The sequence below is a fragment of the Vibrio neonatus genome (assembly GCF_024346975.1).
In the GTDB taxonomy this organism is placed as follows: Bacteria; Pseudomonadota; Gammaproteobacteria; order Enterobacterales; family Vibrionaceae; genus Vibrio; species Vibrio neonatus.
In genome coordinates this window covers 19,507-44,715 of sequence record NZ_AP024886.1, presented here as the reverse complement: position 1 = coordinate 44,715, position 25,209 = coordinate 19,507, and the positions used below count along the sequence as shown (strand labels likewise).

The following is a 25,209-nucleotide window of genomic DNA, read 5'->3' as shown; positions in this document are numbered from 1 at the left end:
TCGATTTCATTTGACCATTCTTCAGGGTGAGTGAGCATGGGAGACTGTCCTAAATTCTGTGTAATTGCCTAAACTAAGCCTTAAAGGCTAAGGATAGGCAATATGAATAAGAAAGAACTTGAAGCTTTCGCTAAGGAAGCTGCTAAAGGAATTAAAACTCCTGAAGACTTAACTGAGTTCAGCCAAATGCTGAAGAAAATAACGGTTGAGGCTGCTCTCAATGCAGAGATGGATGCGCACCTTGGCTACGAAAAACATAAGCCCTCTAAGTCTAATAATTACCGCAATGGCAAGAGCAGTAAACGCGTAAAAACCGAAGATGGAGAGTTTGAACTTGATACTCCTCGGGATCGCCTTGGCTCGTTTGAACCTAAACTGGTCAAAAAACACCAATCACGATTTACCTCTATGGATGACAAAATCTTGTGGCTCTATGCCCAAGGAATGAGTACTCGCGATATCGTCAATGCTTTCGATGAATGGTATGGCGCAGATATATCACCTAGCCTCGTATCACGAGTGACAAATGCGGTAATAGAAGAAATAGTTGAGTGGCAATCTAGGCCACTTGACGCCATTTATCCCATCGTTTATCTCGATTGTATTGTGGTCAAGATCCGCCAAGACAAACGTATTATCAATAAGTCGGTCTTCCTCGCTCTAGGTATTAACACTGATGGTCAGAAAGAACTCATGGGCATGTGGATAGCAGAAAACGAGGGCGCTAAATTTTGGTTGAGTGTTTTAACTGAGCTCAATCAACGTGGTGTTGAAGACATTCTTATTGCTTGTGTGGATGGATTAAAGGGGTTTCCCGATGCCATCAACACGGTTTTCCCCCAAACGCATATTCAGCTGTGTATCGTCCATATGGTACGAAACTCATTAAAGTATGTGTCATGGAAAGATTATAAGGCCGTCACAGCTGACCTAAAGCGTGTGTATCGCTCAGCTACAGAAGATGAGGCTTTACTTGAGCTAGAGCGCTTTGGCGAAGCCTGGGATAGTCAATATCCACAAATCTCCAAGTCCTGGCGCAATCATTGGCAGAACCTCAACACGCTGTTCAACTACCCTGAAGATATTCGTAGAGCTATCTACACAACTAATGCTATTGAATCTCTCAACAGCGTGATACGTAAAGCACTAAAAAAACGAAAGATCTTCCCAAACGATGAGGCTGCAACAAAAATGGTATACCTAGCGATCAAAGACGCCAGCAAGAAATGGACGATGCCCATTCAAAACTGGCGTCAGGCTATGAGTCGGTTTATTATCGAGTTCGAGGAACGTCTCGAAAAGCACATTAACTAAATGGCAATTACACAGAATCTGTTACAGCCTCGAGCATGGTTTTGTCAGCAAATTGCTTCGCTCGAATATCTTGCGGATTATAAATCGCACACGATTCCATAGATAAACAACCGCAACCAATACAGCCACCGAGATCGTTTTGCAGTGCTTTTAACTGCTCAATACGATGTTCGAGCATGGCGTTCCAATTTAACGCCATTTGCTCCCAGTGCTGGCGATTAGGTGCTTGATGTTTGGGTAAATCTGCCAGTGACGTTGCAATCTCATCTAAGGTTAGCCCAACTATTTGCGCCGCTTTTATTACCGCAATTCTGCGTATTACGCTGCGATGATAACGTCTTTGATTGCCTTGATTTCGCCAACTGTAGATAAGCGCTTTTTGTTCATAAAAATGCAGGGTAGAGACCTTAACCCCAGTTCTTTTTGCTACCTCACCAATGGTCATTTCCATAAATTATCCCCGTATCCGTTTCGCCCTTTTGCATAATTAAATGAGAAAGCGCTTTACCTCAAGTTAACTTGAGGTATTAACCTAGCATCAAATAAGCAATAAATGGAATATAAGTATGGGATTGACCGTAAAAAATCGTACACGACCTTATCTGACAGGACGGCTCTTTGATGGCATTTCATCCGGTTTATTTATGATGGCGCTCCCTTGGATTATGCTATCTGAGCCAAACATGGGGGTATTTGTCGCGATATTAGCGCTGACATGTACCGCACTTTCTTTTTGTCTGACTCCCATTTTCTCAACCTTGATTGATAGAACCTCAAGGAAATACCTATTGATATGGGTGCAGGTATTACAAACGAGCATGGCTATTTTAGTCGCACTCGTTTATGGATTGGGGTATGAATCTCTGTGGCTGTTAGCCATTGCGCAGATAGTATTTTGGACATCCAGTAACTTAGCGTGGACCGCCAATAACGCCTTTACCCAAGAGAATTTTGAACAGCATGAATATGCGGCGCTTTCAGGAAAGCAAGAAGTGATAATGCAAGGCGCTACGTTAGGTGCAGGGGCATTAGGCGTGCTGTTACTAGAAAGGTGGGGCATGTATGAGTTTGCCTGTTTTGCAGCTAGCGCCTCAGCCATTGCAACGGTCAGTTATATATTGACGCCGTATCGCCGACAATTACGTCAATCAAGGGTAGTTTCTTTTGTCGCGCAGATGAAAGAGAGTCGCGAGATATACACTCAAAGGCCGCACTTCTATGTGTTCTTGATGCTGTCAGCACTGAGCTATCCAATCTTAACTTTTCTAACTAAGTTGGTTCCTATTTGGTTTTCCGAAATGGGAATCTCTGGTGATTGGTTTGCCGGCTATAACATTGCCTTTGGCACGGGTTCATTAATGACGGGGCTATTGGTCAGTCGTTTACTAGGCTTAGGCTCTCACCAACTGATTATGATGGGTTCTATGGGGCTTGCCGCCATCATGCTTGTGGGAATGAGTTTGTCACCATCGCCGCACTTTATATTGGTCTTCACGTTTTTATTTGGCACCTTTAACGCTTTAAATCGAATCGCTCGTACTAATTGGATGCATCATAGTATTCGCATCGATCAACGTGGACGAGCCGATGGCGGATTGCAGATGTTTGCGACATTAGCGCAAAGCATCAGCTATGTGGGCATCGCATTTTTAAGCCATTTTGGTATCACTCAACTCGGTTTTTTTGTTGCCGCTGGTGTTATGTTGTTCGCCGTCTTTATGATGATGCGTCTTAACAATAGATTGCACTACGTACATAAAATAAATCAATCACTTACCTAAGTATCTTTGATAACTACACAAAAAATCGCGCTGAAATTTTCTTCTGATAAATCGTGTCTATTATATAAGAGACAAATAGCCAAGGAGGCACAGCCATGAAGAAGAAAGCCACAGCTCGAATTAGTATGTTTATCGCAATCGGCTTGTTATTTTTTGCCAGATCTGTATTTGCATTGGATGCGGTGTACAGCGATTTTCTTGGAAAAGCGATTAAAGGCTATGATCCCGTGGCGTATTTTACGATGCAAAAGGCGCAAAAAGGGGATGATCAGTATCATTATGAATGGAAGGATGCGACTTGGTATTTTTCGTCTGAAGAAAACCGAAACTTGTTTGTAGCAAATCCAGAAAAATATGCTCCGCAATATGGGGGATATTGTGCATGGGCGGTGAGTAATGGCTATACCGCGAAGATCGATCCACAGGCTTGGTCTATTTATGAAGGCAAGCTTTACCTTAATTACAACCAATCTGTTCAGGCAAAATGGGTGAAAGATGTGCCGAATAATATTGCTAAAGCAGATGGTCACTGGCCAACATTGTTGGCGCAGTAACGCTTGTTCTGCGGTTATTTTTTAATAACAGCAGTAAAGAAAAGAGAGGCGCGCGCCTCTCTTAATCTCAGTTATTTTTTAGCGTTAAACATTTTTTCGTTACGCTTGTCTGAATCAGACCAGAAGTTGATGTTGAATTGCGCATCATCAGACATTTCAATGCGGTGCCAGTATTGCGGTGGGCTAGTTGCAAATTGACCTGCATTGATCACTACAGTGACTTCAGGTTCTGTCGCATCACCATCAGCAAAACCGTAGTAAGTTACAGTACCTTCCATTACAACAAGCTGACCAAATACTTCTGCCGCAGTGTTGTGATGAGTAAGCAAAGCTTGTGGCACGCTGTCTTTAGTGAAAAATGGAGTAGAACGTTGGATAGTCCAGTTTTTTGGGATTCTTAAATGGCTCATAATTTTTCTCCTACACACCGGTTGGTGCGATTGATGTAAAGGTAACTGTAGACTGCTTTGCGATAGAGTGTTGAGATTGATTGAGATCCTGCAACACAGTATTTTTCAGCAGCGAAGACCAGATAGAGTGCACAGCATTTTGGATGCCTTTAAAAAGCAAACTGGCAGAAGAGTTATGCTCTTTTGCGAAGCAGTGTGCGGATTGGCATTGAAGCTCCTCAATGTAAGCCTCTGCAGTTTGGTTTTCTAAAAACATCTGATACATGATGGTCTCTTATCGGTTTGATTATCTATTTGATACTTTATACATAGCAATTGCCGTGCCAAAAAATTAAACTCTTAAATTTCAGTGACTTACAAGCGCAGGGTTATTTTCATTGTCATATAGACAATCTCGTTTTGTTATCGCAAACACAAATAATTATCATTTAGATAATACAGTTCTATTTTCAGGGTAATTTCTCGCCTGTTTAAGTGAACACTTCTAATCTAAATAGAGGACAAATAAATAAGGCAGGGAATATGAGTCGAAAAAAACCAACACCTAAGCGAGTGACCGTTGTTAGTACGCAGCGCATTTCTCCTAATATGCAAAGGCTGGTGTTACAAGGCGAGGCACTGGCTAATTTCCCTGAAGATTGCGCAGCGAGCTATGTTAAGTTTCTGTTTGATGCGCAAGGCAATACCATTTCTGAGATAGCCCCTGATTCTCGCCCAATTCTGCGCACTTATAGCATTCGACGTTTCATGCCAGAGACTGCCGCTATCGAAGTCGACTTTGTGCGTCACATTACCCACGACCCAGACAGCGGTTTTGCAACTCGTTGGGCCGATGCCGCGCAAGTGGGCGATGAGATTAGTTTGATGGGGCCGGGCGCAATCGCGCCCATTAATACTGATGCCGACTGGTTTTTTATGGTGGCGGATATGACAGGTTTGCCCGCGTTATCAGCCAAGGTGCAAACATTGCCTAAGCAAGCGATAGGGTATGCGGTGATCAAAGTGACTCACCAAGACGATATTCAAACACTTTCGCTCCCGAGCAATATGCAAGTTACTTGGATTACAGATGAGCCATTAAATAAAGCAGTGCAAGCATTGCCTTGGTTGGATGGTTCTCCCTTTGTTTGGGTGGCGAGTGATTTTGATTCTATGCGTGAGCTGCGCCAATACTTTAGAAACGATAAAAATATCCCTAAGGATGACATTTATATCAGCAGTTATTGGAAAGAGGGCATTGCAGAAGACGGGCATAAAGTATTGAAAAAACAAGACGCCGAAGCGCATGAATAACGTGGGGTTGTAGTTTTATAAACAGTTAAACCAGCAAGCTCCATTTTACACACTCCATAGGTAAGGGGAGCTTGCTGATTCATTTCAGTTATCTACCTGAGTAATACACAATCACTGCATCATCATCGAGGGTGCGAGAGAAAGCGTAACCTCTGCTCTGCTTGAGATCTTTATGTACGCCGCCGCCAATTGCTGGGTGGCGCTGACGAAATTGCCCCAGTGTTTGCCAGTGTTCTAACAAATCCTCTCGCTGAGCATCGAGCTTCCACAACATATCTGAGCGTGTGCCTTGATGAAAATCGTCCGCATACGGGCCAATTTCTCTGGCTATTTCGTCGCCATAATAAATTTGAATAGCGCCCGGTGATAGCAGTAAAGCGTTGGCTGCATTGCGCTGCATCTCAAAAGATTTAAAGCGTGAAAAGAACAGCTCGGTATCGTGAGAAGACATATAGCTAACAGGCGTATACCCCGGATTTTGCTGAATTTCGGTGCTGTAATTGGCATACGTTTTACGCATATCGGAGAAACAGGTCGCCCCTCTATCCAATTGTTTTTGCATATCAAAGTTAATCAGAGCGTCAAAGCCCTCATCGGCATACGGTGAGCGATAAGCCGAGTGCGCCCATACTTCTCCCATCATCCAAAATGGTTGCTGTGGGCGTTGATTCTCTTTTTGCCATTGTGCTAATTTTTCACTGGCTTGCGCTTTTAGATCTAGCCAAACATCGCCTTCCACGTGTTTTACTGTGTCGACACGAAAAGCATCGATGCCAAAACGTTTCACCCAGTCGGTTTGCCACTCAACTAAATAGTCGGCAACGCGATAATGCTCTTTTGCCACTACATGCGTGCCGGGGTTATCTAACAACCACAGCGGCGGTGTGACAAACTTATCTGATTCGGTTTTAAAATCAGGCAGCCCAGCTAGCGTTAATGTTTTGTCACTGCTACCGGGTTTATCGTAACCCGGCAGGCCTGAGCGCACCCAATCTGCTCCCCACCATTGCGACCAATTTTGGCTCTGGTAGTCGATAAGCTCATGAGAGGAGTGCCAGTTTTTACCTGATTTTGGTTGCCATTTAGTGAGATCTTGGCCTTTGGCGGCCGCTTTGAGTACATCAATGTGATCAAATTCAAGATCGGCTAAGGTGGCGTAACCTGGGTGATTGATCACCGCATCTAACATTACCTTGATGCCGCGTTTGTGCGCTTGCTCGACCAATGTTTTTAAGTCGTTGTCATTACCAAAGTTTTCATCAATCTTGGTGAAATCTCGTGACCAATAGCCGTGATAAGCATAGAAAGGAAAAGAGCCTTTATCGCCGCCACCCACAAAGCCATGTACTTGCTCTACAATAGGGGAGAGCCAAATTGCATCGGTACCAAGGGATTGAATGTAATCGAGTTTATTAATTACACCTTGTAAGTCACCGCCATGAAAGGTGCCAATCTCTTGTTTACCATCTTGCTGACGCCCATAGCTATGATCATTACTGCTATCACCATTATTGAATCTATCTACCATCACAAAGTAGATATTAGCATTGCGCCAATCTAACGATTTTGCGGTGTGAGGTGCAGGGGAGGCTTGTTCAATGAGCATCACGCTTCCCGTGTTGCGAGTGGGGTTAAACACCACTACACCATTGTTCACTGTCGCCACTTGCCCACTAAAGGCTTCTTTTAGGCGCGTACCGTCAGCAAACGTGTCCGCAACATTAATTTGTGCTGGCATATCGCTATAAACTTCACAACCGACTTTAGGTAAAGGACGGACAAAGGTTTGTTTTTTCGATTGTGTTGGTTGGCGTTTGATCAGCAGAGTGTGTTGCTGATTGTCATAAAAAATGGCGTAGTCACCAGAAAATCGAATATTAAACGGCAGTTCAGTTTGCGTATGACAATTGAGCGCAAGCGGGGTATTAAACCGTATTTTCTGCGATGAGTCAGATGCACAATCTCCGTTTAATCCAGTGACCGTGAAGGTATATTGGTTCTTATTTAAGGTAACGATCAAAGGCTCACTGGCGCTAAGAGGGAAATCTCGCGCTGTGGTTGAAGTGGCGATAGAGATATTCGGGCCTGCGGCGTAGGCGAGCTGCGTACTTAATGCGAGCGTGCTTATAGTAATGGCACTTAAAGCCAGTGTATTTAAAGTAAGTGCATTTAAAGTAAAAGAGCTGAGTACGGCGCTATAAGCGAGGCTTTTTCTTATCGTCATAAAGGTTCCCTTGGTCGTAAATAAACTCACTTTAGAATGACCAAACTCAGCATGTAGCTCAAATAGCTTGATGGGAATTTGCAGTGCAGATCATCAACTGCGCAAAGCTAATGGAGTACAGTAAGCACTATGTTTTATTTGATTCTTCAACACCTTATGTCGCAGAGATCACAGATATGATGCCTTGGAAAAAGTGGCTTTTAGTTGGTGGATTGATGCTGTTGGCTCTGTTGCCCACTAAACTTTTTGCCGCTGCTCACCCGCTGTGGTTTGCGCCTTTTATTTCGTCACAATTTGCGCTGTGGTCAGCAAAAGAGTTTGCTCAATCGGGTGATTGGTTTGATTGTGCGGAAGATGATGCCGCAGATGACGGCGAAAATAATGCGCCACTATTTTGCAGGGATCAAATAGTGATACACCGAACGCCTATGTATGCACTAGTATCATTTGCGAGCAATCACAGCCCCCCACTCAGCCCCGTCCTGACATTAAGCAGTGACTTTAGTTTGGTGCACTTTAATCAGTTGCAATTGGGTTTAAGAAGCGATGGCTTTCAGTTGGTCAATATTGAGCTAGGGGGTGAGTCACTGAATATAGAAAAAGCATTAAGCAAAACCCCAGCTAATTTGGTTGATAAACAAGTCCAGCAGCTTTTGCAGCAATATCGAGCCAGTGAGCCAAGAGTATTGCTGTGGCAAACTGCCGACCGGCAACGCTTTGTACAATGGACAAGTGATAAAAACGGCATTCAACTGGTCTATTCGCTCACAAAGCAAACATTCAATTCTCACTAACAAGGCGATAAACGGTTATGCCTTGCCCTGCAATGTGTGCCGAGTCTCGCAGTTTTAAGCTTTAGCGGCGCAATTTAAATACTCGCTAATTGAGCAATGCCAACCCAGCACATAGGATGATGACTTACTCGACCGACAAAAACTTGGAGTAGTTAATGGTACAGAAAGTGATTCTCGCCCCACAGGGACCGCAGTTATCAGAGTTAGTACAAGGATATTGGCGTGTTGCTGATTGGCATATGACCCCAGAGCAACGTCTTGCATTTTTGCGTCAGCACGTAGAGCTAGGCGTAACCACCGTCGATCACGCTGATATCTATGGCAACTACGAGTGTGAGCGCTTGTTTGGTGAAGCACTGGCATTAGATAAAAGCATTCGCCAGCAAATTCAAATTGTCACTAAGTGCAATATCATGCTCTGCGGCGACAAAACCCCGCAACGCAAAATCAATCACTACAACTCATCACAGCAACACATCATCGCTTCGGTAGAGAACTCGCTGCGTAACCTGCAAGTGGACAATATCGATGTATTGTTGCTCCACCGCGCAGATGCCTTGATGGACGCAGATGAAGTGGCGCAAGCTTTTGCAACTTTAAAAGCGTCAGGTAAGGTTTCGCATTTTGGCGTATCAAACTTTACTCCGCGCGGCTTTGAGTTACTGCAATCGCGCCTAGATGTGCCTTTGGTGACCAACCAAGTTGAAATTAACCCATTAAACTTTGATGTCGCCGATGACGGCACACTCGATCTCATGCAAACCTTACGCACTCGCCCTATGGCATGGTCGTGTCTAGCAGGTGGCGCTATTTTTGGTGGTGATACCGAGCAAGCACAGCGCGTTCGAGGCGAACTAGAAGCATTAAAAGAAGAGTTAGGGGCATGCAGTATTGATCAAGTGATTTACGCTTGGGTCAGAAAACTGCCATCAAAACCACTGCCAATTATCGGTTCAGGCAAGATAGAGCGCGTAACCTCAGCGGTAGAGGCACTTAAACTGGATATGACCAACGAACAATGGTATCGAGTGTGGGTAGCGTCGAAAGGCCATGGTGTGCCATAGACAAAACATAAAAAGCAAAATACTTAATGAGAAATGGCTTAGTTGCGAACAACTAAGCCATTTTTGTTTATTTCAGATGCTTATAGAAAAGTCGATGCGCTATTTAAATTAGGCATTGCGAGCCGTATAGACATAAGCACAAGTTGCCCCTAACGCGCACAGCGCCATGCTTAATACCAAGGTGAAAGTCGGATTATGCGGGGAACCTGCCACAATGGAGCCTAGTACGGCACTCATACCAAAGCGGATGGTCCCTGCCAGTGCTGATGCGGTACCTGCTAAAGAAGAGTAGTTGTTGAGTAACAGCGCCATGCAATTGCTGTTAATCAGTCCAATTGACCCCACATATACCATGATGCAAGGAACCAATCCGATAATACCTAAATCAAAGTACCACACATTAACTAAACCAATGCTTGCCAGAACGATGAGCGCCAAGCCTGCGCGCAATAAACTGTGTACGCCAATGCTCACCACCCATCTTGCATTGACCATAGTTAATAAGGTCATGGTAATTACGTTCAGACCAAACAGGTAGCCAAAGTGTTCAACCTTCACTCCAAAAATATCGATATAAACAAACGAACCTACGGTTAAGAACGAAAACATTCCGGTAAAGGCAAGTGAGTCACAAGCGATGAGCCCAAGGGATTTCTTATTGCGCAAAACTTGTATGTAATTTAGGAAGATGGCACGAAACCTGAGAGGTTGACGTTTTTCTACGGGCAGTGTTTCTGGAAGCTGCTTAGCAATAAGCAGGATCATCACTACTGATAAGCTGGCTAATAATATAAAGATTGAGCGCCATCCAAACCACACGGTAAGGTAGCCGCCAATTAAAGGAGCAACGAGTGGGGCTATGGTCATGATCAAACTGACTAGAGACATCACTCGAGAAAACGCCTCGCGATTAAACATGTCGCGAATCAACGCCATCAGCACAACCGCGCCTGTGGCGCCGCTCAGTCCCTGACACAAACGAGAAAGTGTCAATGCAAAAACCGAATCGACAAATACGCTGGTTAGTGACGAGATGCCAAACAGCGCGATACCTATCATCAATACCGATTTACGGCCATAACTGTCGGAAAGCGGTCCATGGATAATTTGTCCTATCGCAAAGCCTGCCATATAGATGGTTAAAGTGAATTGGATACTGTTGATACTGGTGGCGAGATCGGTTGCCATGATTGGCATTGCCGGCAAGTACATATCCATAGAAAGAGGCGTTAGCCCTGAGATAGCGCCAAGGGTGAGCATCATCGCTAGCGTTAGGTGAAATATGGGCTTCGAGTTTTTGGCTGTCATTATTTAGTCACATGCTTTGAGGTACAAAATTGCAGAAACGGCTTTGTACTTTTGAGAGTAGAACCCAAATTATGCGCTAAATAATGTGATGCAGGTATTCACAATAGACCGGAGTGTTAGCACTATTTGAACATTTTTAATCGATAGTCGGTGGGTGAGCAACCCTCTTGGTTTTTAAATAAGCGGCTAAAATAGGAACTGTCTTCATAACCCAATTGCTGAGCGATGGTTTGCACAGATTTAGTGGTAAAAGTTAGCTCTCGCTTTGCTTCTAAACAGACCCGATTAATGATGCTGGTGGTGACGGTTCTGCCTCGGCTATTTCTCATCAACTCATTGGTGCGTTTGGCGGTGAGGTTGATGGTTGCCGCGTAAAAATCGCAACGTTTATAGTTCCGATAATGTTGCTCGATAAGCGATTCTATCTTTAACACCCGAGGGTCAAGGGCGCGGGGTTCGGATGATAAGCTCGTATCTTGTTTATAACGGCATAAGTATCGCAAGTAACTAGACAGTAACGATTCCAATAGCGCGCTATTTTGTTCTTGATCCGCTTCTTCAAGTAGTTGCCACAGTTTGTTGAGTTGCTGCGCACCTTGTTCATCTAAATCTAAATAAGGTACTTGAAAGGCTTTATCAAAACCCAAAGTAAACATAGTTGCTTGCTGGCGAGTTGTGTGTTCAAAAAGCTCACTTTTGAAGGCGACAACACGCAATCCTCCCTTTAACTGCCGAGCATCGTGTACCTGATCGGGAGAGATAAGAAAGACGCGATTTTTGGCTAATGGGTATTGGATAAAGTCGATGCAATGGTGCCCGCGACTTTCTAGCGACCACATCACTTCATAGTAATCGTGGCGGTGCGGTAGCCAAATTCCATCCGGCTCATGGCCTTGGATATTGAGCACTTTTGCAGTGCGGCCTCTGGGAATAATTTTACTTGGCACCATAACAACATCGACCTGAGTTAATTGTACATTTGGTCAGCGGGCAGTTAGCGCTGTTCTATTTGTTGTCGAATGGCAAAGCTCGGTCTTGCCTCAAGACGCTGTTGATGAGACAGCAGCGCGGGGAATGAATCTAAAGCGAATCCTCCTCGCAGAGCGCGGGTATAACACCAATGCAAATAGGTATCAAAAATAGACCACTGCTCGCCATACCACCATGTCGAGTTTTGTAAACGCTGATTAGCCATAGTGAAGTAAAGGGTCAGTTGTTTGATTCCTTTAGTAACAACATCGTAGGTATCACTACTCTGGGTATAATACGACGGCATACACACATGTCGCACCGATGGGTGTACCGAGCTAGACAGCCACATGAGATCGGAATAGTACAGCGAGCGCTGTAAAGCACAGTCAGTATCGGGCATTAACTTCGATGACGTTGCTAGTGAATTCAGGTAGATCAAAATGGCAGGATTTTCTGTTAGGAGTTGTCCGTCTACCGTCACCGCAGGCACTTTACCGTATGGGTTAATCTGCTGATAAGCCGGTGTTTTTTGCTCGCCAGATGCTAAATCGACTTTTTTAAACTCACATTCAAGTCCTAACTCAATCATCGCTGTGATAGTCACGCCAGAACATGCGCCGGGTGCGTAGTACAACACTAAAGACATTCTAATAACTCCTTTTATACGTCTCCAATGGGTCATGAGAGACGTTATGTAGACACAGCGTGACATAGGTAAGAGTGTTTACCCAATATCGGTAATCGCTGTATCAAGATGAGGGTGTAAATCCATTGCTCTAACTAAAACAGATTATCATTCGCGCTATACAGGGGCTATTTATTTTTAGCAGTATGAGTACGTTATCTTTAAAGAGAGCATCGCTCATTAGTATTACTATTTTTTGTATTTCGATTCGCCATTTTCATCTGATTCTACAATACTTTGCATGGACAGAGGATATTAAAATCAATCATTGAATTACTGCTATTGGTATCAGTTAAGGATGACAATACACATGCGCATGATAAGACTGCAATTAGACGGTTTTTTGGCACCTAAGCGATGGCGATTAAAAAGCGTAATCTTGGGGGCACTATTACTGACGTTAACGGCGTGTACCGCAAAGATGGTCTATCGCAATTTAGATTGGGTGGTGCTTGAGTATGTGGAAGATTACGTCACTTTAACGGGGATACAAGAAGATATACTCGATCAGCGTTTACAACAATTGGCGCTGTGGCACAAAACCGAAGAGCTGCCTCACTACCAAGCGCAATTACAAACCTTATATGATGCCGAACTCTCTGCCGTGGATGTGGCGTTTTTACAGCAACAGCAAGAGGTGTTTCGGTCGCATATTCGGCGCTTATCTAACAAGGCCACGCCAGACGTGTATTTGTTGTCTCGCTCCCTTAGCAAAGGGCAAATTGACGAATTTATCGAGAATTTGACTCTAAAGCATGAGATGTTCACAAAAAAATTCGCCAGTAAAAGCGATCAGCAAGCCAAGCGTTACTACCAAGAACGAATTGAGAAAAATTTACATCGCTGGCTAGGCTCTGTATCCGATGAACAGCAAGTGATTGTCGAAACCTGGGCTAATAACATAGAGCGTTCACATAATGAGTGGGCCCTGTATCGAATTACTATGCGCGATCGCATTCACACTATGTTTGCGCGCCGTGACGATCCGTTCTTTTATCAAAAAGAGCTGACCTTTTTAGTCAATGAACCAGAGCAGGTGTACCCAGAGCAGCTTACCCTCAAACTAGAGCGCAATCGCCAGCTCGCTAATCAAAGCATTGTCAGCATACTTGGCATTGTTTCTGATGCACAAAAGCAACACTTCCGTGAAGAAATCAAAGATTGGATGGAGTTAGTTAAAGAGCTGCAAATTGAGTGAGGGAAGATGTCATAGCAAGGTCAATATGCAACACAATTAGGTGTTTTTAGATTGAATTAGCTTTTGTGATTGTCATACTTTGGCGAATACCTGTTATGAAACTAGTTTTGTAAATTTTAGTTACATTTGTTTTATTAATACTGCTGATTTTCACGAATACACTTATTGATTATCCATCTCTTGCGAGGGCGAAAAACGCGCCTTTGTGCAAGAGAGTTTTGATTTTTAAAAGGTGTATTAATGAAGAAGTCGTTACAAGTAGTGAGTCTGGTGAGTGCTTTGATGCTTACAGGTTGTGGGGAGTCGCAAAAGCCACAACAAACCGCAGTCGCTCCTACTGTTATCGTCGAACCTGTTGCCATTGTCGCGTATCAGCCTAGCAAAGCTTATGTGGGTCGCATTGAGGCAGTGGAAGATGTTGATATCACTGCGCAAGTGACGGGTTATCTTAAACAACGTCATTTTAAAGAAGGTCAAATTGTCGAAAAAGGGCAACTACTTTACACGATAGAGCCTTCTTCTTTTGAAGCTCAAGTTGCCAGCGCCAAAGCCTCTGTTGCCCAAGCAAGTGCGCACTTAAAACGTGCAGAAAACGATTATCTGCGTGCGAAAAACTTGCTTCCTAGAGGCAGTATTTCTCAGTCTGAATTTGATACCAAACAAGCCGAGAAATTGGGCGCTGATGCGCAATTGCAAGCGGCCAATGCGCAGTTATTGCTAGCGCAAGTAAACCTCTCATATACCCAAATTAGCGCGCCGTTTACTGGCCGTATTTCCGATACTAAAGTCAGTACAGGCGATCTACTTTCGCCGTCATCGGGCACATTGACCACTTTAGTCAGCCTTGATCCTGTGCACGCGTCATTTCAGCTTAGCGAAAGAGAGCGTCTTGCGTTTGGCTTTGATAAATACCAAGGCGATGGCGAATCTAATAGTGGTGAGTCGAATAGTGGCGGCGTTGAAGTGACGTTGGAGCTAGAAAATGGTCAGCAACATCCACAAAAAGGCACTTTAGACTTTGTGGGCAACCGCATTGATTTAACCACAGGCACATTAGCCATTCGCGCTTTAGTGCCGAATGAACAGCATACTTTATTGCCGGGCCAACACATCAATGTAGTGATCGCTTCAACCAATACTCAAGATGCGGTGGCAATCCCTCGTCGTGCGGTGCAAACCGATGTCGCGGGTGATTTCGTGATGCTAATGAGTGAGGGCAACGTGGCGGAGCGACGTAACGTTGAGCTAGGTGCGCAGACTGAAAATGGAGTGATTGTGCACACTGGATTAGGCGAGGGCGATAAAATCATCGTCGGCGGATTACAGCGTGTGCGCAATGGCTTACCTGTGCAGGTAGCGCCAGCCAAAGCCGAATCTAAACCAGAAGCGGCGGAGTAATCATATGCTAAGTCGATTCTTTATCCAGCGCCCCAAATTTGCGCTGGTGATTTCTATTATTTTGACCTTGGCAGGTGTGATTTCTTTGGCGGTCTTGCCTGTTTCAGAATACCCACGAATCAGTCCGCCATCGGTGAGTGTAACTGCTTACTACACAGGCGCTAGCGCCGAAACCGTCGAGCAGGCGATTGCCGATCCAATAGAAACCTCGGTCAATGGCGTTGAAGGCATGATTTACATGTCGTCTAAAAGTGCCAATGACGGTTCGTATAATTTGAACGTGACCTTTGAGGTAGGCACTGATCCTGATATGGCTCAGGTCAACGTACAAAACCGCGTTACGCAAATAGAATCTAAGCTGCCGCCAGAGGTGCGCTCTGTTGGGGTGACGGTGAAAAAACGTTCGCCTGATATGTTGATGGTATTGAACTTCTATTCGCCTGACGGACGCTATGACGATCAGTTCTTGGTCAATTACGTTAACTTAAATATTAAAGATCAGCTCACTCGCGTACGCGGCATTAGTGAAGTCAACGTGGTCGGCGGCGGTGAATTTGCCATGCGCGTATGGCTTGATCCGGAAAAGCTCGCCAGCCTAGGACTGACCACCTCCGATGTGTATGCCGCGTTAAGTGAACAGAACATTCAGGTCGCCGCTGGTAAAGTGGGCGCTCCGCCGTATGATGCGGCGACTGACGTGACCTTTAACCTAGTGACTAAAGGGCGTTTAGACAGCGTTGAAGAATTTGAAAACGTTATGCTGCGCGCCAATCACAATGGTTCGGCGGTCTATCTAAAAGACGTGGCTCGGGTTGAGCTTGGTAAAAAATTCTACGACGGTACGGGTCAGTTTCGCGGCGAAGATGCGTCGATTGTTATCTTAAATTTGCAATCCGATGCGAATGCCCTAGAAAGTGGCGAGTTGGTGATGAGCACCTTAGAGAAGTTAAGCGTTAACTTCCCTGATGGTCTGGCCTATGAGAGCAGTTACGACACCACTTTGTTTGTTGAGGAATCAATAAAAGGGGTGGTCAAAACGCTGATTGAAGCTATCTTATTGGTGATTGCCGTGACTTACCTATTTTTAGGCAGTGCGCGCGCCACGTTAATTCCTGTGGTGGCAATTCCTGTATCGTTAATTGGCACCTTTGCAGTGATGCAAATCACGGGCTTTACCATTAATACGGTTACGCTATTTGGCTTGATCCTTGCCATAGGTATTGTGGTGGATGATGCGATTTTGGTTATCGAAAACGTCGATACCACTATGGCGAAAAACCCATCGCTGACACCAAGAAAAGCCACCTTAATTGCGATGAAAGAGGTGACGGGTCCAATTGTTACTTCAACATTGGTATTGCTGGCGGTATTTTTGCCCGTGGCGATGTTGCCGGGCATTACGGGGATCATGTATCGCCAATTTGCCTTAACCATCTGTATTTCAGTTGTGATTTCATCCATTAACGCACTGACCTTATCTCCTGCGCTGTGTTCGCTGGTGCTAAAACAAGGTGGAGGCAATACCACAGGTTGGTTTAAAGCCTTTAACCGAGGTTTGGATAAAGTGACTTCAGGTTATGGACGCTTGGCGGGTTTCTTGGTTAAGAAAGGTCTGTTGTTAGTGGCGTTCTTCCTTGTGGCAGTAGCAATGGTGACTTACTTTGGCAAAACCACATCTACCGCATTTGTACCGCAAGAAGACAAAGGCATTTTGCTGACCAATGTGCAGCTTCCTGACTCAGCATCGCTGTCTCGCACCGAAGCTGTGGTGGAAGATCTGGTTGGGCTGTTTGAGAATGAACCCGGAGTCGAAGGCGTTACTGTAGCGACTGGCTATGCCTTTATGACAGGCGCGGCGGCATCAAACGGTGCTTCACTGTTCGTAAAATTAAAAACTTGGGATGAACGCGCCCAGCTGGATGGCGATCATTCATCGTTTGCCATTTCAAATCGAATTAACGGCGCAGCAGCGGCGCAAATTCCAGACGCTATGGTATTTGCCATGGGGCCGCCAGCGGTGCCGGGCATGGGCTCAGCTTCAGGTTTTGAGTTTGTATTAGAAGATACCTTAGGTCGTAATCGCACCGATTTGGCGCAATTGATGAACGATGTGATTCAAGAGGCCAATAAACAGCCAGAGATTGCCTACACCTTTAGTACCTTCCGCGCCAATGTGCCGCACTATTATGTGGACATTGATAGAACTAAAGCCAAACAATTAGGTATTTCGCTCACGGATATTTTCCAAACCCTACAAGGCAACTTGGGCTCAATGTACGTGAATGATTTCACTATGCTGGGTAAAAACTTTAGGGTGACTATGCAAGCGGATAGCGAATACCGCTCGTCGATGGACGATCTGGAACGCTTCTTTGTGCGCAGTAATGAAGGGGTTATGGTGCCGTTAAGCACCTTGATTACCTACGAGCAAGTATTTGAACCTGATGTGGCGTGGCGTTACAACATGTATCGCTCAGCGGTCATTCAAGGACAACCTGCACCGGGATTCTCTAGTGGCGATGCGATTGAGGCGATGGAACGAGTTGCGGCCGAAATACTGCCGCAAGGCTATCAGTATGAGTGGACAGGTATGGCGTATCAAGAAAAGATGGCGGGTAATCAGGCAATCTTTGCTTTTGCCCTTGCGCTTATCTTTATCTACCTGTTTATGGTGGCGCAATACGAGAGTTGGACTATTCCTATTGCCATTATCTTAGTGGTGCCAATTGCCACGTTAGGTTCTTTCTTAGCGCTGAACTTAGCCGGTATTCCGTTAAATTTGTATGCGCAGATAGGCTTGGTTCTGCTGATAGCATTGGCGGCAAAAAATGCGATTTTGATTGTAGAGTTTGCCAAAAATGAACGTGAAGAGAACGAGCTAGAACTGGATAAAGCGGCGGTAATGGGCGGTAAATTACGCTTTAGAGCGGTGAACATGACCTCATGGTCGTTTATCTTAGGTATTTTCCCATTAGTGTTTGCCTCGGGGGCGGGTCATATTAGCCAGAACTCATTAGGTATTTCACTGATTGGTGGCCTGCTATGTGTGCTACTAGCCGGTACGTTATTGATTCCGGGCTTTTATGCCATGATTCAAAGACTACGTGAAAAAGCACACGGCGGCAGTACTAAGCTGGTGGATCTTGATGATGAATAGTACCTGCTAGGTGTTGATTAAAATCTAGATAAACAAAGGGTCATGCGCGAATGTGCATGACCCTTTCTATTAAAGGAGCTGATAAAAGCTAATTATTTAGCGACAGCCACCTCATCCAACAAATACAAGATAGATTGATAGGGAATACCACTGTGGTGCGACAGCCCAATCTCACAGGTTTTACTGTTACTAAAGCCGCGAGAGCACCCTGCTGGCACTTGCTCTTTTAGCGGATGCACCGCCGCTTCATTGAGCTCAGGGGTGGTGAAACCTTTATCGCCTGCCCAGCCGCAACACTGTATGTGCTCTGGAACAATCACTTGTGAGGTACAGGCTTTGGCAATGTTTTGCATGGTTTGCTCAAGGCCCATACGTCTTGAACTGCACGTGATGTGTAGCATGACTGGTTCATCAAGAGGGGCAAGAGTTAAATGCTCTAGTAAATAGGCTTCGGCAAATCCTGTTGGTTCGAGAACTTCTAAAGGTTTAGTGAATTGCTCAATGCTGCGTTTCGCACACGGGCTAGTGTCCATCAGCACAGGGTATTTACCTTGCTCACTGGCTTGCCAAAGCACCGCTTCTAACTGCTGGGCTTTCGATTGCGCTAGCTCATTCATGCCTTTGCTATCGTAAGGCATTCCGCAACATTGCTCGTTAAGTTGCGATGGCATAATCACTTCAAAGCCGGCTTTTTCTAGCAGAGATAAAGTGACTTCGGTAAGAGGTCTTTGATCAGGCGCATCATTTTGCTGTCCCATACTGCGACTGGCGCACGAGGGCATGTAAACCACTTTTTTTAGTGCATCGGCGTGCGAAGTGGCATTGATTGATGCGTGTTTCTCAACATCAAAACGGTTTGCTTGCGGATACTCTTTAAGCCAAATCGGCGTGCGATTTTTGCTGATTTTACGCAAACCATTGGTCAATTTACCCACGCCATTATTGCCTATCACTTTAGTGGCGACTTGATTGGCGGACAAGCCCGCTTTAGTCAGCGTAGTGGTGGTGGCAAAGTGATTGGCTGTCCATTTCGCAATGGGGATGAACTTTTGATATTTTGCTGTACGCAATTGTTTGACCAGGTCGCCGGTGTTGATCCCAACCGGGCAGCGGTCGGCGCACAAGCCGGTAGCGGCGCAGGTATCAATGCCTTGGTAGTTGAAAATCTCTTCCAGTTCAGAGGCTTGTGTTTGCTCGCCCGCAGCGCGTCTACGTTGTAATTCTCTATAAAGCACTATACGTTGTCGTGGTGACAAGGTAAGAGTGCGAGAAGGGCACACAGGCTCACAGAAGCCACATTCGATGCAGCGGTCGACAATGGAATCTGCCGCAGGCATTGGTTTTAGATTTTCGATGTGCGAGTGCGGGTTATCGTTGATGATAACGCCGGGGTTAAATAAATAGTTCGGATCAAACAGCGCTTTGATTTGTTGCATTAAGGCGTAGCCTTCTTTACCCCATTCTAGCTCGACATACGGCGCCATATTGCGCCCAGTGCCGTGCTCTGCTTTGAGTGAGCCTTGGTATTTTACCGCCACCAAATCTGCCACTTCGTCCATAAACTTGCCGTAGCGATCAATTTCCGTTTGCTGATCAAAGCCTTGGGTAAAAACAAAGTGCAAGTTACCCTCTAGTGCGTGCCCAAAAATGATTGCTTCGCTGTAGTGGTATTTATCAAACAAGGCTTGCAGATCGCGAATGCCGTTAGCGAGATTTTCTACCGGAAAAGCCACATCTTCAATGATTACTGTCGTGCCTACTTCACGCACCGCGCCAACGGCTGGGAACATGCCTTTACGAATGCCCCATAGTGTGGCAACGGTTTTGGTGTCGCTAGTAAACGGAATGGAATGGGTAATGGTGTAGTCGGTGAGTGCATTCATCACCACAGTGCATTGTTCATCGAGCGTGCTTTGACTGCAGGCGTGTGACTCAATCAAAATTGCCGTAGCATCTAAATCCAGCTCTTTAATGAACTCGGGCATTCCGGCTTTGTCTGCCACCGAGCGCATTGCGCGTCCGTCCATTAATTCAACCGCCGCAACAGGCAGTTTAGACAAAGCTGTGACCGCGAGGCTGGCTTCTTCAATGGTGGAGAACACCAATAGAGCAGAAGCTTTATTGGCGTGTTCAATGACAGTGTTGTAAGTGATTTCCGCAATAAACCCGAGAGTGCCTTCAGAGCCCACCATCAAGTGTTGAATGACATCTATTGGATCGTGATAGTCCACTAAAGCATTCAGTGCGTAACCTGTGGTGTTTTTCAAACGGTACTTATGTTTGATCTTTTGTGATAGCTCAGGGTTTTGTGCCACGCTTGCGCACAAGTCTTTCACCCCTTGAATTAGCTCAGGTTTAGCGGCAATAAAGGCATCAATGCTTTGCTGTGAGCCTGTATCAAGGTGCGCACCGTCGCTGAAAATCAGCTTCATGCTATCAACGGTTTTATAGGAGTTTTGCGCCGTACCACAGCACATGCCACTGGCGTTATTGGCCGCAATACCGCCAATTTTACAGGTGTTGATTGAAGCCGGATCTGGGCCGATTTTACGCTGATAGGGGGCAAGATATTTATTGGCATCCGCGCCAATGACGCCCGGTTGCAGAATGATCTTATTGCCGCCATCGACAATTTCATGATCGCGCCAATCGTCGGTTAAGGTAATCAATACTGAATCGGACAGCGCTTGCCCTGATAAGCTAGTACCGGCGGCGCGAAAAGTGCAGTGCACATTAAATTCGCGACAGCAATTGATGGCAAAGGTCACTTCTTCGAGATTTTTTAATCGCAGAACAATTTTGGGAACCAGTCGGTAAAAGCTGGCATCGGTACCGTAGGCGAGTCGCTTTGCTTCTTGGGTGACAATGCGCTCAGCATCGATCTTCGACGCCAGTCGCGTTTCAAGTTGTTGATAGGTGGCTGATGAAAGAGTCTTGGCCATGAATGCTTCCTAATTAAAAAAAATGATGACGGTGCGCTGTTAAGGTGTTCGTCTACAGCGGACTAATCAGAGAATCGCGCGACAGATCGCTGATGGATTTTGCGCCAGTTAAGGTCATAGCAACGCGCATCTCTTTGTCATAAAGGTCTAATAAGTTTTCCACTCCAGCGCCGCCTTCAGCCGCCAATGCATAAACAAATGAACGACCTAGCAAAGTACAATCCGCGCCGAGCGCCAACATGCGAACCACATCCAGTCCGGTGCGAATGCCTGAATCGACCAAAATTTTAAGATCGCCCTTAACTGCATCCGCAATTGAAGGTAGTGCTTTCGCCGTTGATAGCACGCCGTCTAACTGTCGGCCGCCGTGGTTGGAAACCACAATGCCGTCCGCGCCAAATCGCACTGCGTCTTTCGCATCTTCTTCATCAAGGATGCCTTTGATGATCATCGAGCCATCCCAACTGTCTCTGATCCACTCCAGATCTTTCCATGAAATGGAAGGGTCGAAGTTGGCGCCTAGCCAGCCGATATAGTCTTCAAGTTTAGTCGGTTCGCCGCGATAGGTAGAGATGTTGCCCAGATCGTGCGGTTTACCCAATACGCCCACATCGAGCGCCCAACTTGGGTGACACATAGATTGTGCGATGCGACGAATATTGGCATAAGGCCCGCTCATGCCTGAGTGCATGTCACGATAGCGCGCACCGGGAACCGGCATATCTACAGTGAAAACGAGTGTTTTTACGCCCGCTTCTTTAGCGCGCTGCAAAACGTTCTTCATAAAGCCGCGGTCTTTTAGCACGTACAGTTGAAACCACATTGGTCTATCAATTGCCGGCGCTACTTCTTCTATTGGGCAAACCGAAACCGTAGAAAGGGTAAATGGAATGCCTTTGTTGGCCGCCGCTTTCGCCGCTTGCACTTCGCCTCTGCGAGCGTACATGCCTGTTAAGCCAACGGGAGCAAGGGCAATAGGCATCGTCAGTTTTTCGCCGAACAGCTCTGTTTCCAGATTAAGATCGGACATGTTATTGAGTACGCGCTGCCTTAGGGCGACATCGCCAAGATCTTGAGTGTTATTTTTGAGAGTGCGCTCGTCGTAAGAGCCGCCGTCAATGTAGTGAAACAAAAAAGGAGGGAGCTTCTTTTTTGCGACAGCGCGATAATCGTTTGATGAAGAGATGATCATAATTGGAATACCCGTATCTTCGTGTTGAGAAAATGGAAGATTGATTGTCAGAAGAGTGGATTTAAAGAGCGCCATTTACGGCGCTCTTGCTTACAGGGTGTTACTTCATTAATACATCGCTGAAGCCAAAACCATATACCACTATTAACCCGATGATGCCGGTCATCACCAAGTAGTAGAATGTCGGGATGATGGTCTTACGTAGCACAGCACCTTCACGCCCTAGCAGTCCCACTGTTGCCGAAGCCGCTACCACGTTATGAATAGCAATCATGTTACCGGCTGCTGCGCCAACTGCTTGCAACGCCACTACAATCACACTTGAGATGTTTAAGGTCTGCGCCACTTCAAACTGGAACTGACTGAACATCATGTTTGATACTGTGTTTGAACCTGCAATAAAGGCGCCTAACGCGCCCACTGTGGCACTGAGCATAGGGAAGGCCGCACCCACAATGTCAGAGGCAAAGTTTGCGGTTGTAACGGGCATACTGGCAAGGTCGGCGCCGTTGATACCTGAGTTGATAAAGATACGTACCATAGGGATGGTAAACAGCAGTACAAAGCCCGCGCCAATTAAGGTTTTACTGGATTCTCCAAAGGCATTACGCAGTGGTTTTAGCCCGCCGCCTTGCAAGATAACCGCAAGTAAAGCAACAAACACTAAGATGCCACCTGGCAAGTAGAGCGGTTGGAACGCTGTGCTGATGCCCACTTCGCCAAGAATGTTGGCAAACGACACCTTAACGTCAGTGAGCATGCCTTTAAATGCAGGGCTAACGCGGCTTGCCACTAGCACAACGGCTAGCATCACATATGGCGCCCACGCTTTGGTTAAGCTCATTGGCTTACCGGTAGTTTTCTCTTTTAGATCAATCTTTAGTGAACCTAACCATTCGGCTGGCCACTTATCTTCGCTTTCAAAATCCCACTTAGTTTTTGGTACTAGGAAGCCTTTTTTCGCCGCTGTCACTACAATGGCAAGACCAATCATGCCACCAATTAGAGATGGGAATTCAGGGCCAAGAAAAACACCGGTTAGCGCGTAAGGAATAGTGAAAGAAAGACCGGCAAATAGCGCAAATGGCAGAATATCTAAGCCTTCTTTCCAACTGCGGTTTTTACCAAAGAAGCGAGTCAGCATCACCGCCATAAGCACAGGAATTAGCGTACCGACAATGGCGTGAACAATCGCAACACTAGAAGTGATTTGCTGTAGGTAAATGTCCCATGTTGAGCCATTGGCAAGCAGTGATTCACCGATATTGTGGGTATCTAAACCGCGGTTTACCCCGACAATAATCGGTGTACCGACCGCGCCAAAAGAAACCGGCGTGGATTGAATCATCATTCCCATTAATACCGCGGCTAATGCAGGGAAGCCGATAGCGACTAATAGAGGCGCAGCGATGGCCGCTGGCGTACCAAAGCCTGATGCACCTTCAATGAACGAGCCGAAACACCATGCAATAATGATGGCTTGGATGCGGCGGTCACTGGAAATATCGGTAAAGCCGTTACGAATAACGGTGATGGCTCCGGTGTGCTTGAGAGTGTTCAATAAGAAGATGGCACCGAATACAATCCAAAGTACCGAGACAGTTATGCCTAGACCTTGGAATACAGAGGCGATGACGCGGTTGGCCGACATGTCCCAAAACACCAGTGCGATGACGACAGTTAAGGCAAACGCCACAGGCATTGCTTTTTTTGCTGGCCAGTTAAGGCCAACCAGTAAGATTGCTGCGACGACAATCGGGGAGAAGGCCACTAAGGCCAGTAGGGTTTCACTCATAGGTATACTTCCTCGTACGTTTGCACTTTATGAAAGAGCCTTCTCGTCATAAAGCGAAAGTATCTTGTAATGTTTTTGTTAATCGGCAGTGAATTTATCTCTTTATTTTTTGTTGATATAGGGAAATAATGAAAATGATTATTTCCAAAAATGACGGAATGATATGAAAGCAGATGACTTAATTTTATTTTCTCAAGTGATAGAACTGGGCAGTTTTAGCAAGGTCGCAGAAAAAAATAACCTTACAAATTCGGTAGTTAGCAAAAGAATTGCCAGATTAGAGCAAAACGCAGGCACTCAATTATTGTATCGAACCACCCGTAAACTGAGCCTTACGGAAGCCGGTAAGATATTGTTAATAAAAGCGAAAAATGTGACACAAGCCACCGAGGAAGCAAAGGATGCGGTTTCTGGATTTGGTGAAAACATCACAGGACACATCAAAATGTCGGTGCCGACCATCTCTGGTGAGCTCGTTTTAGCCGATGCCGTTGCAGAATTTTGTAATGAAAATAAAGGCTTATCTATCGATATGTCGCTAAACAATCGATTCGTAGATTTGATTAGTGACGGCTATGATCTGGTCATTCGAACGGGATATTTGGAAGATTCGAGCTTAATTGCCCGTCATATTATCGATTCGCAGTGGGTGGTATGCGCATCGCCAACTTATATCGCCAAAAACGGCAAGCTTACCCATCCCTATGAGCTGATCAATCACAACTGTCTGCAATATGCGTATCAAACCACAGGTGCTAGTGAGTGGGAGTTTAAAGGCGATAGGGGCAATTACACCATTAAAGTATCGGGCGGTTTCTCCACTAACAATGCATCTGCACTGCGCCGCTCAGCCATCGGCGGACATGGTATAGCTTATGTGCCAAGATGTTTGGTGTATCAAGATTTTATCAATGGTGACTTAATTGATATTTTCCCCGATCAAGTGGGCAAAAAACTGGGGATTTATGCAGTGTATCCGTTTACCCGTCAACCGCCAAACAAAGTTAGACTGCTGATTGAGCATATTCGTCAGCGCTATTTAGAGATAGGGCACTGCTTTTAATTGATATTTAGCCTAAACCTTATTACATTCGCCAGCGAATAAAAGACTTGCCAAACATTGGACGT

20 protein-coding genes are annotated in these 25,209 nt (G+C 45.6%); 10 read left to right on the top strand and 10 right to left on the bottom strand.

Translation table 11 applies throughout. The annotated features are described in order from the left end of the window. The first annotated feature begins 102 nt into the window (after positions 1-102). A complete protein-coding gene (locus OCU38_RS13010; RefSeq protein WP_261822543.1) occupies positions 103-1,314 on the top strand; it encodes an IS256 family transposase in 1,212 nt (403 codons plus the stop codon). A gap of 7 nt (positions 1,315-1,321) precedes the next feature. Here the strand turns inward: OCU38_RS13010 and soxR are convergent, their stop codons facing one another. After that, on the bottom strand, positions 1,322-1,765 hold the full coding sequence (soxR, locus tag OCU38_RS13005; RefSeq protein ID WP_261824672.1) for a redox-sensitive transcriptional activator SoxR: 444 nt from the start codon (positions 1,763-1,765) through the stop codon (positions 1,322-1,324). Positions 1,766-1,880: 115 nt separating this feature from the next. Here soxR and OCU38_RS13000 point away from each other — a divergent pair, with 115 nt between their 5' ends. Then, entirely contained in the window at positions 1,881-3,095 is a 1,215-nt protein-coding gene (locus OCU38_RS13000; RefSeq protein WP_261824671.1) for an MFS transporter, read from the top strand. 95 nt (positions 3,096-3,190) lie between these two features. Further along, positions 3,191-3,649 carry a YHS domain-containing (seleno)protein gene (locus tag OCU38_RS12995; RefSeq protein ID WP_315972568.1) on the top strand — a complete coding sequence of 153 codons (459 nt, stop codon included), beginning with the start codon at positions 3,191-3,193 and terminating at the stop codon, positions 3,647-3,649. A 71-nt stretch (positions 3,650-3,720) separates the two neighbouring features. Here OCU38_RS12995 and OCU38_RS12990 read toward each other — a convergent pair whose 3' ends face one another. Both OCU38_RS12990 and OCU38_RS12985 read right to left on the bottom strand, forming a co-directional pair. Then, positions 3,721-4,059: a DUF1971 domain-containing protein gene (locus OCU38_RS12990; RefSeq protein WP_023405183.1), complete on the bottom strand. Its 339-nt coding sequence runs from the start codon at positions 4,057-4,059 to the stop codon at positions 3,721-3,723. 10 nt (positions 4,060-4,069) lie between these two features. Beyond that, complete coding sequence (locus tag OCU38_RS12985) at positions 4,070-4,324, bottom strand: hypothetical protein (protein WP_261824670.1); 255 nt, start codon at positions 4,322-4,324, stop codon at positions 4,070-4,072. Between the two features lie 257 nt (positions 4,325-4,581). Between OCU38_RS12985 and OCU38_RS12980 the strand changes: the two genes are divergently transcribed. Next, positions 4,582-5,352, top strand: a complete 771-nt coding sequence (locus tag OCU38_RS12980) for a siderophore-interacting protein (protein WP_261824669.1) — start codon at positions 4,582-4,584, stop codon at positions 5,350-5,352. 88 nt (positions 5,353-5,440) lie between these two features. Here OCU38_RS12980 and OCU38_RS12975 read toward each other — a convergent pair whose 3' ends face one another. After that, positions 5,441-7,501, bottom strand: coding sequence for an alpha-amylase (locus OCU38_RS12975; RefSeq protein WP_261824984.1), 2,061 nt, complete (start codon positions 7,499-7,501; stop codon positions 5,441-5,443). 158 nt (positions 7,502-7,659) lie between these two features. Here OCU38_RS12975 and OCU38_RS12970 point away from each other — a divergent pair, with 158 nt between their 5' ends. Both OCU38_RS12970 and OCU38_RS12965 read left to right on the top strand, forming a co-directional pair. Next, a complete protein-coding gene (locus tag OCU38_RS12970; protein ID WP_261824668.1) occupies positions 7,660-8,370 on the top strand; it encodes a hypothetical protein in 711 nt (236 codons plus the stop codon). 155 nt (positions 8,371-8,525) lie between these two features. Next, a complete protein-coding gene (locus OCU38_RS12965; RefSeq protein WP_261824667.1) occupies positions 8,526-9,434 on the top strand; it encodes an aldo/keto reductase in 909 nt (302 codons plus the stop codon). A gap of 108 nt (positions 9,435-9,542) precedes the next feature. Here the strand turns inward: OCU38_RS12965 and OCU38_RS12960 are convergent, their stop codons facing one another. The 3 genes from OCU38_RS12960 to OCU38_RS12950 form a co-directional block, all read right to left on the bottom strand. Then, complete coding sequence (locus tag OCU38_RS12960; protein ID WP_261824666.1) at positions 9,543-10,742, bottom strand: Bcr/CflA family multidrug efflux MFS transporter; 1,200 nt, start codon at positions 10,740-10,742, stop codon at positions 9,543-9,545. Positions 10,743-10,864: 122 nt separating this feature from the next. Then, positions 10,865-11,692, bottom strand: a complete 828-nt coding sequence (locus OCU38_RS12955; protein WP_261824665.1) for an AraC family transcriptional regulator — start codon at positions 11,690-11,692, stop codon at positions 10,865-10,867. Between the two features lie 44 nt (positions 11,693-11,736). Next, positions 11,737-12,360: a glutathione S-transferase family protein gene (locus OCU38_RS12950; RefSeq protein WP_261824664.1), complete on the bottom strand. Its 624-nt coding sequence runs from the start codon at positions 12,358-12,360 to the stop codon at positions 11,737-11,739. Between the two features lie 349 nt (positions 12,361-12,709). Here OCU38_RS12950 and OCU38_RS12945 point away from each other — a divergent pair, with 349 nt between their 5' ends. The 3 genes from OCU38_RS12945 to OCU38_RS12935 all read left to right on the top strand — a co-directional run bounded on the left by OCU38_RS12945 (position 12,710) and on the right by OCU38_RS12935 (position 18,152). Beyond that, complete coding sequence (locus OCU38_RS12945; RefSeq protein WP_261824663.1) at positions 12,710-13,597, top strand: DUF6279 family lipoprotein; 888 nt, start codon at positions 12,710-12,712, stop codon at positions 13,595-13,597. Between the two features lie 240 nt (positions 13,598-13,837). After that, positions 13,838-14,995, top strand: a complete 1,158-nt coding sequence (locus OCU38_RS12940; protein WP_261824662.1) for an efflux RND transporter periplasmic adaptor subunit — start codon at positions 13,838-13,840, stop codon at positions 14,993-14,995. A gap of 4 nt (positions 14,996-14,999) precedes the next feature. Then, positions 15,000-18,152: an efflux RND transporter permease subunit gene (locus OCU38_RS12935; RefSeq protein WP_261824661.1), complete on the top strand. Its 3,153-nt coding sequence runs from the start codon at positions 15,000-15,002 to the stop codon at positions 18,150-18,152. A 92-nt stretch (positions 18,153-18,244) separates the two neighbouring features. Here OCU38_RS12935 and OCU38_RS12930 read toward each other — a convergent pair whose 3' ends face one another. The 3 genes from OCU38_RS12930 to OCU38_RS12920 form a co-directional block, all read right to left on the bottom strand. Continuing rightward, positions 18,245-21,094 (bottom strand): FAD-binding and (Fe-S)-binding domain-containing protein, encoded by a 2,850-nt coding sequence (locus OCU38_RS12930; RefSeq protein WP_261824660.1) that lies wholly within the window; start codon positions 21,092-21,094, stop codon positions 18,245-18,247. 52 nt (positions 21,095-21,146) lie between these two features. After that, positions 21,147-22,286 carry an FMN-dependent L-lactate dehydrogenase LldD gene (lldD, locus tag OCU38_RS12925; RefSeq protein WP_261824983.1) on the bottom strand — a complete coding sequence of 380 codons (1,140 nt, stop codon included), beginning with the start codon at positions 22,284-22,286 and terminating at the stop codon, positions 21,147-21,149. A gap of 100 nt (positions 22,287-22,386) precedes the next feature. Then, on the bottom strand, positions 22,387-24,081 hold the full coding sequence (locus OCU38_RS12920) for an L-lactate permease (protein WP_261824659.1): 1,695 nt from the start codon (positions 24,079-24,081) through the stop codon (positions 22,387-22,389). Positions 24,082-24,244: 163 nt separating this feature from the next. On the opposite strand from OCU38_RS12920, the gene OCU38_RS12915 reads away from it, so the two are divergent. Then, positions 24,245-25,144, top strand: coding sequence for a LysR family transcriptional regulator (locus OCU38_RS12915; protein WP_152820416.1), 900 nt, complete (start codon positions 24,245-24,247; stop codon positions 25,142-25,144). Positions 25,145-25,209 lie beyond the last annotated feature (65 nt).

Coding starts and splice junctions, on each gene's coding strand:
- OCU38_RS13010 (WP_261822543.1), top strand. CDS start 103: ATGAATAAGAAAGAACTTGAAGCTTTCGCTAAGGAAGCTGCTAAAGGA.
- soxR (WP_261824672.1), bottom strand. CDS start 1,765: ATGGAAATGACCATTGGTGAGGTAGCAAAAAGAACTGGGGTTAAGGTC.
- OCU38_RS13000 (WP_261824671.1), top strand. CDS start 1,881: ATGGGATTGACCGTAAAAAATCGTACACGACCTTATCTGACAGGACGG.
- OCU38_RS12995 (WP_315972568.1), top strand. CDS start 3,191: ATGAAGAAGAAAGCCACAGCTCGAATTAGTATGTTTATCGCAATCGGC.
- OCU38_RS12990 (WP_023405183.1), bottom strand. CDS start 4,059: ATGAGCCATTTAAGAATCCCAAAAAACTGGACTATCCAACGTTCTACT.
- OCU38_RS12985 (WP_261824670.1), bottom strand. CDS start 4,324: ATGTATCAGATGTTTTTAGAAAACCAAACTGCAGAGGCTTACATTGAG.
- OCU38_RS12980 (WP_261824669.1), top strand. CDS start 4,582: ATGAGTCGAAAAAAACCAACACCTAAGCGAGTGACCGTTGTTAGTACG.
- OCU38_RS12965 (WP_261824667.1), top strand. CDS start 8,526: ATGGTACAGAAAGTGATTCTCGCCCCACAGGGACCGCAGTTATCAGAG.
- OCU38_RS12960 (WP_261824666.1), bottom strand. CDS start 10,742: ATGACAGCCAAAAACTCGAAGCCCATATTTCACCTAACGCTAGCGATG.
- OCU38_RS12955 (WP_261824665.1), bottom strand. CDS start 11,692: ATGGTGCCAAGTAAAATTATTCCCAGAGGCCGCACTGCAAAAGTGCTC.
- OCU38_RS12950 (WP_261824664.1), bottom strand. CDS start 12,360: ATGTCTTTAGTGTTGTACTACGCACCCGGCGCATGTTCTGGCGTGACT.
- OCU38_RS12945 (WP_261824663.1), top strand. CDS start 12,710: ATGCGCATGATAAGACTGCAATTAGACGGTTTTTTGGCACCTAAGCGA.
- OCU38_RS12940 (WP_261824662.1), top strand. CDS start 13,838: ATGAAGAAGTCGTTACAAGTAGTGAGTCTGGTGAGTGCTTTGATGCTT.
- OCU38_RS12935 (WP_261824661.1), top strand. CDS start 15,000: ATGCTAAGTCGATTCTTTATCCAGCGCCCCAAATTTGCGCTGGTGATT.
- OCU38_RS12930 (WP_261824660.1), bottom strand. CDS start 21,094: ATGGCCAAGACTCTTTCATCAGCCACCTATCAACAACTTGAAACGCGA.
- lldD (WP_261824983.1), bottom strand. CDS start 22,286: ATGATCATCTCTTCATCAAACGATTATCGCGCTGTCGCAAAAAAGAAG.
- OCU38_RS12920 (WP_261824659.1), bottom strand. CDS start 24,081: ATGAGTGAAACCCTACTGGCCTTAGTGGCCTTCTCCCCGATTGTCGTC.
- OCU38_RS12915 (WP_152820416.1), top strand. CDS start 24,245: ATGAAAGCAGATGACTTAATTTTATTTTCTCAAGTGATAGAACTGGGC.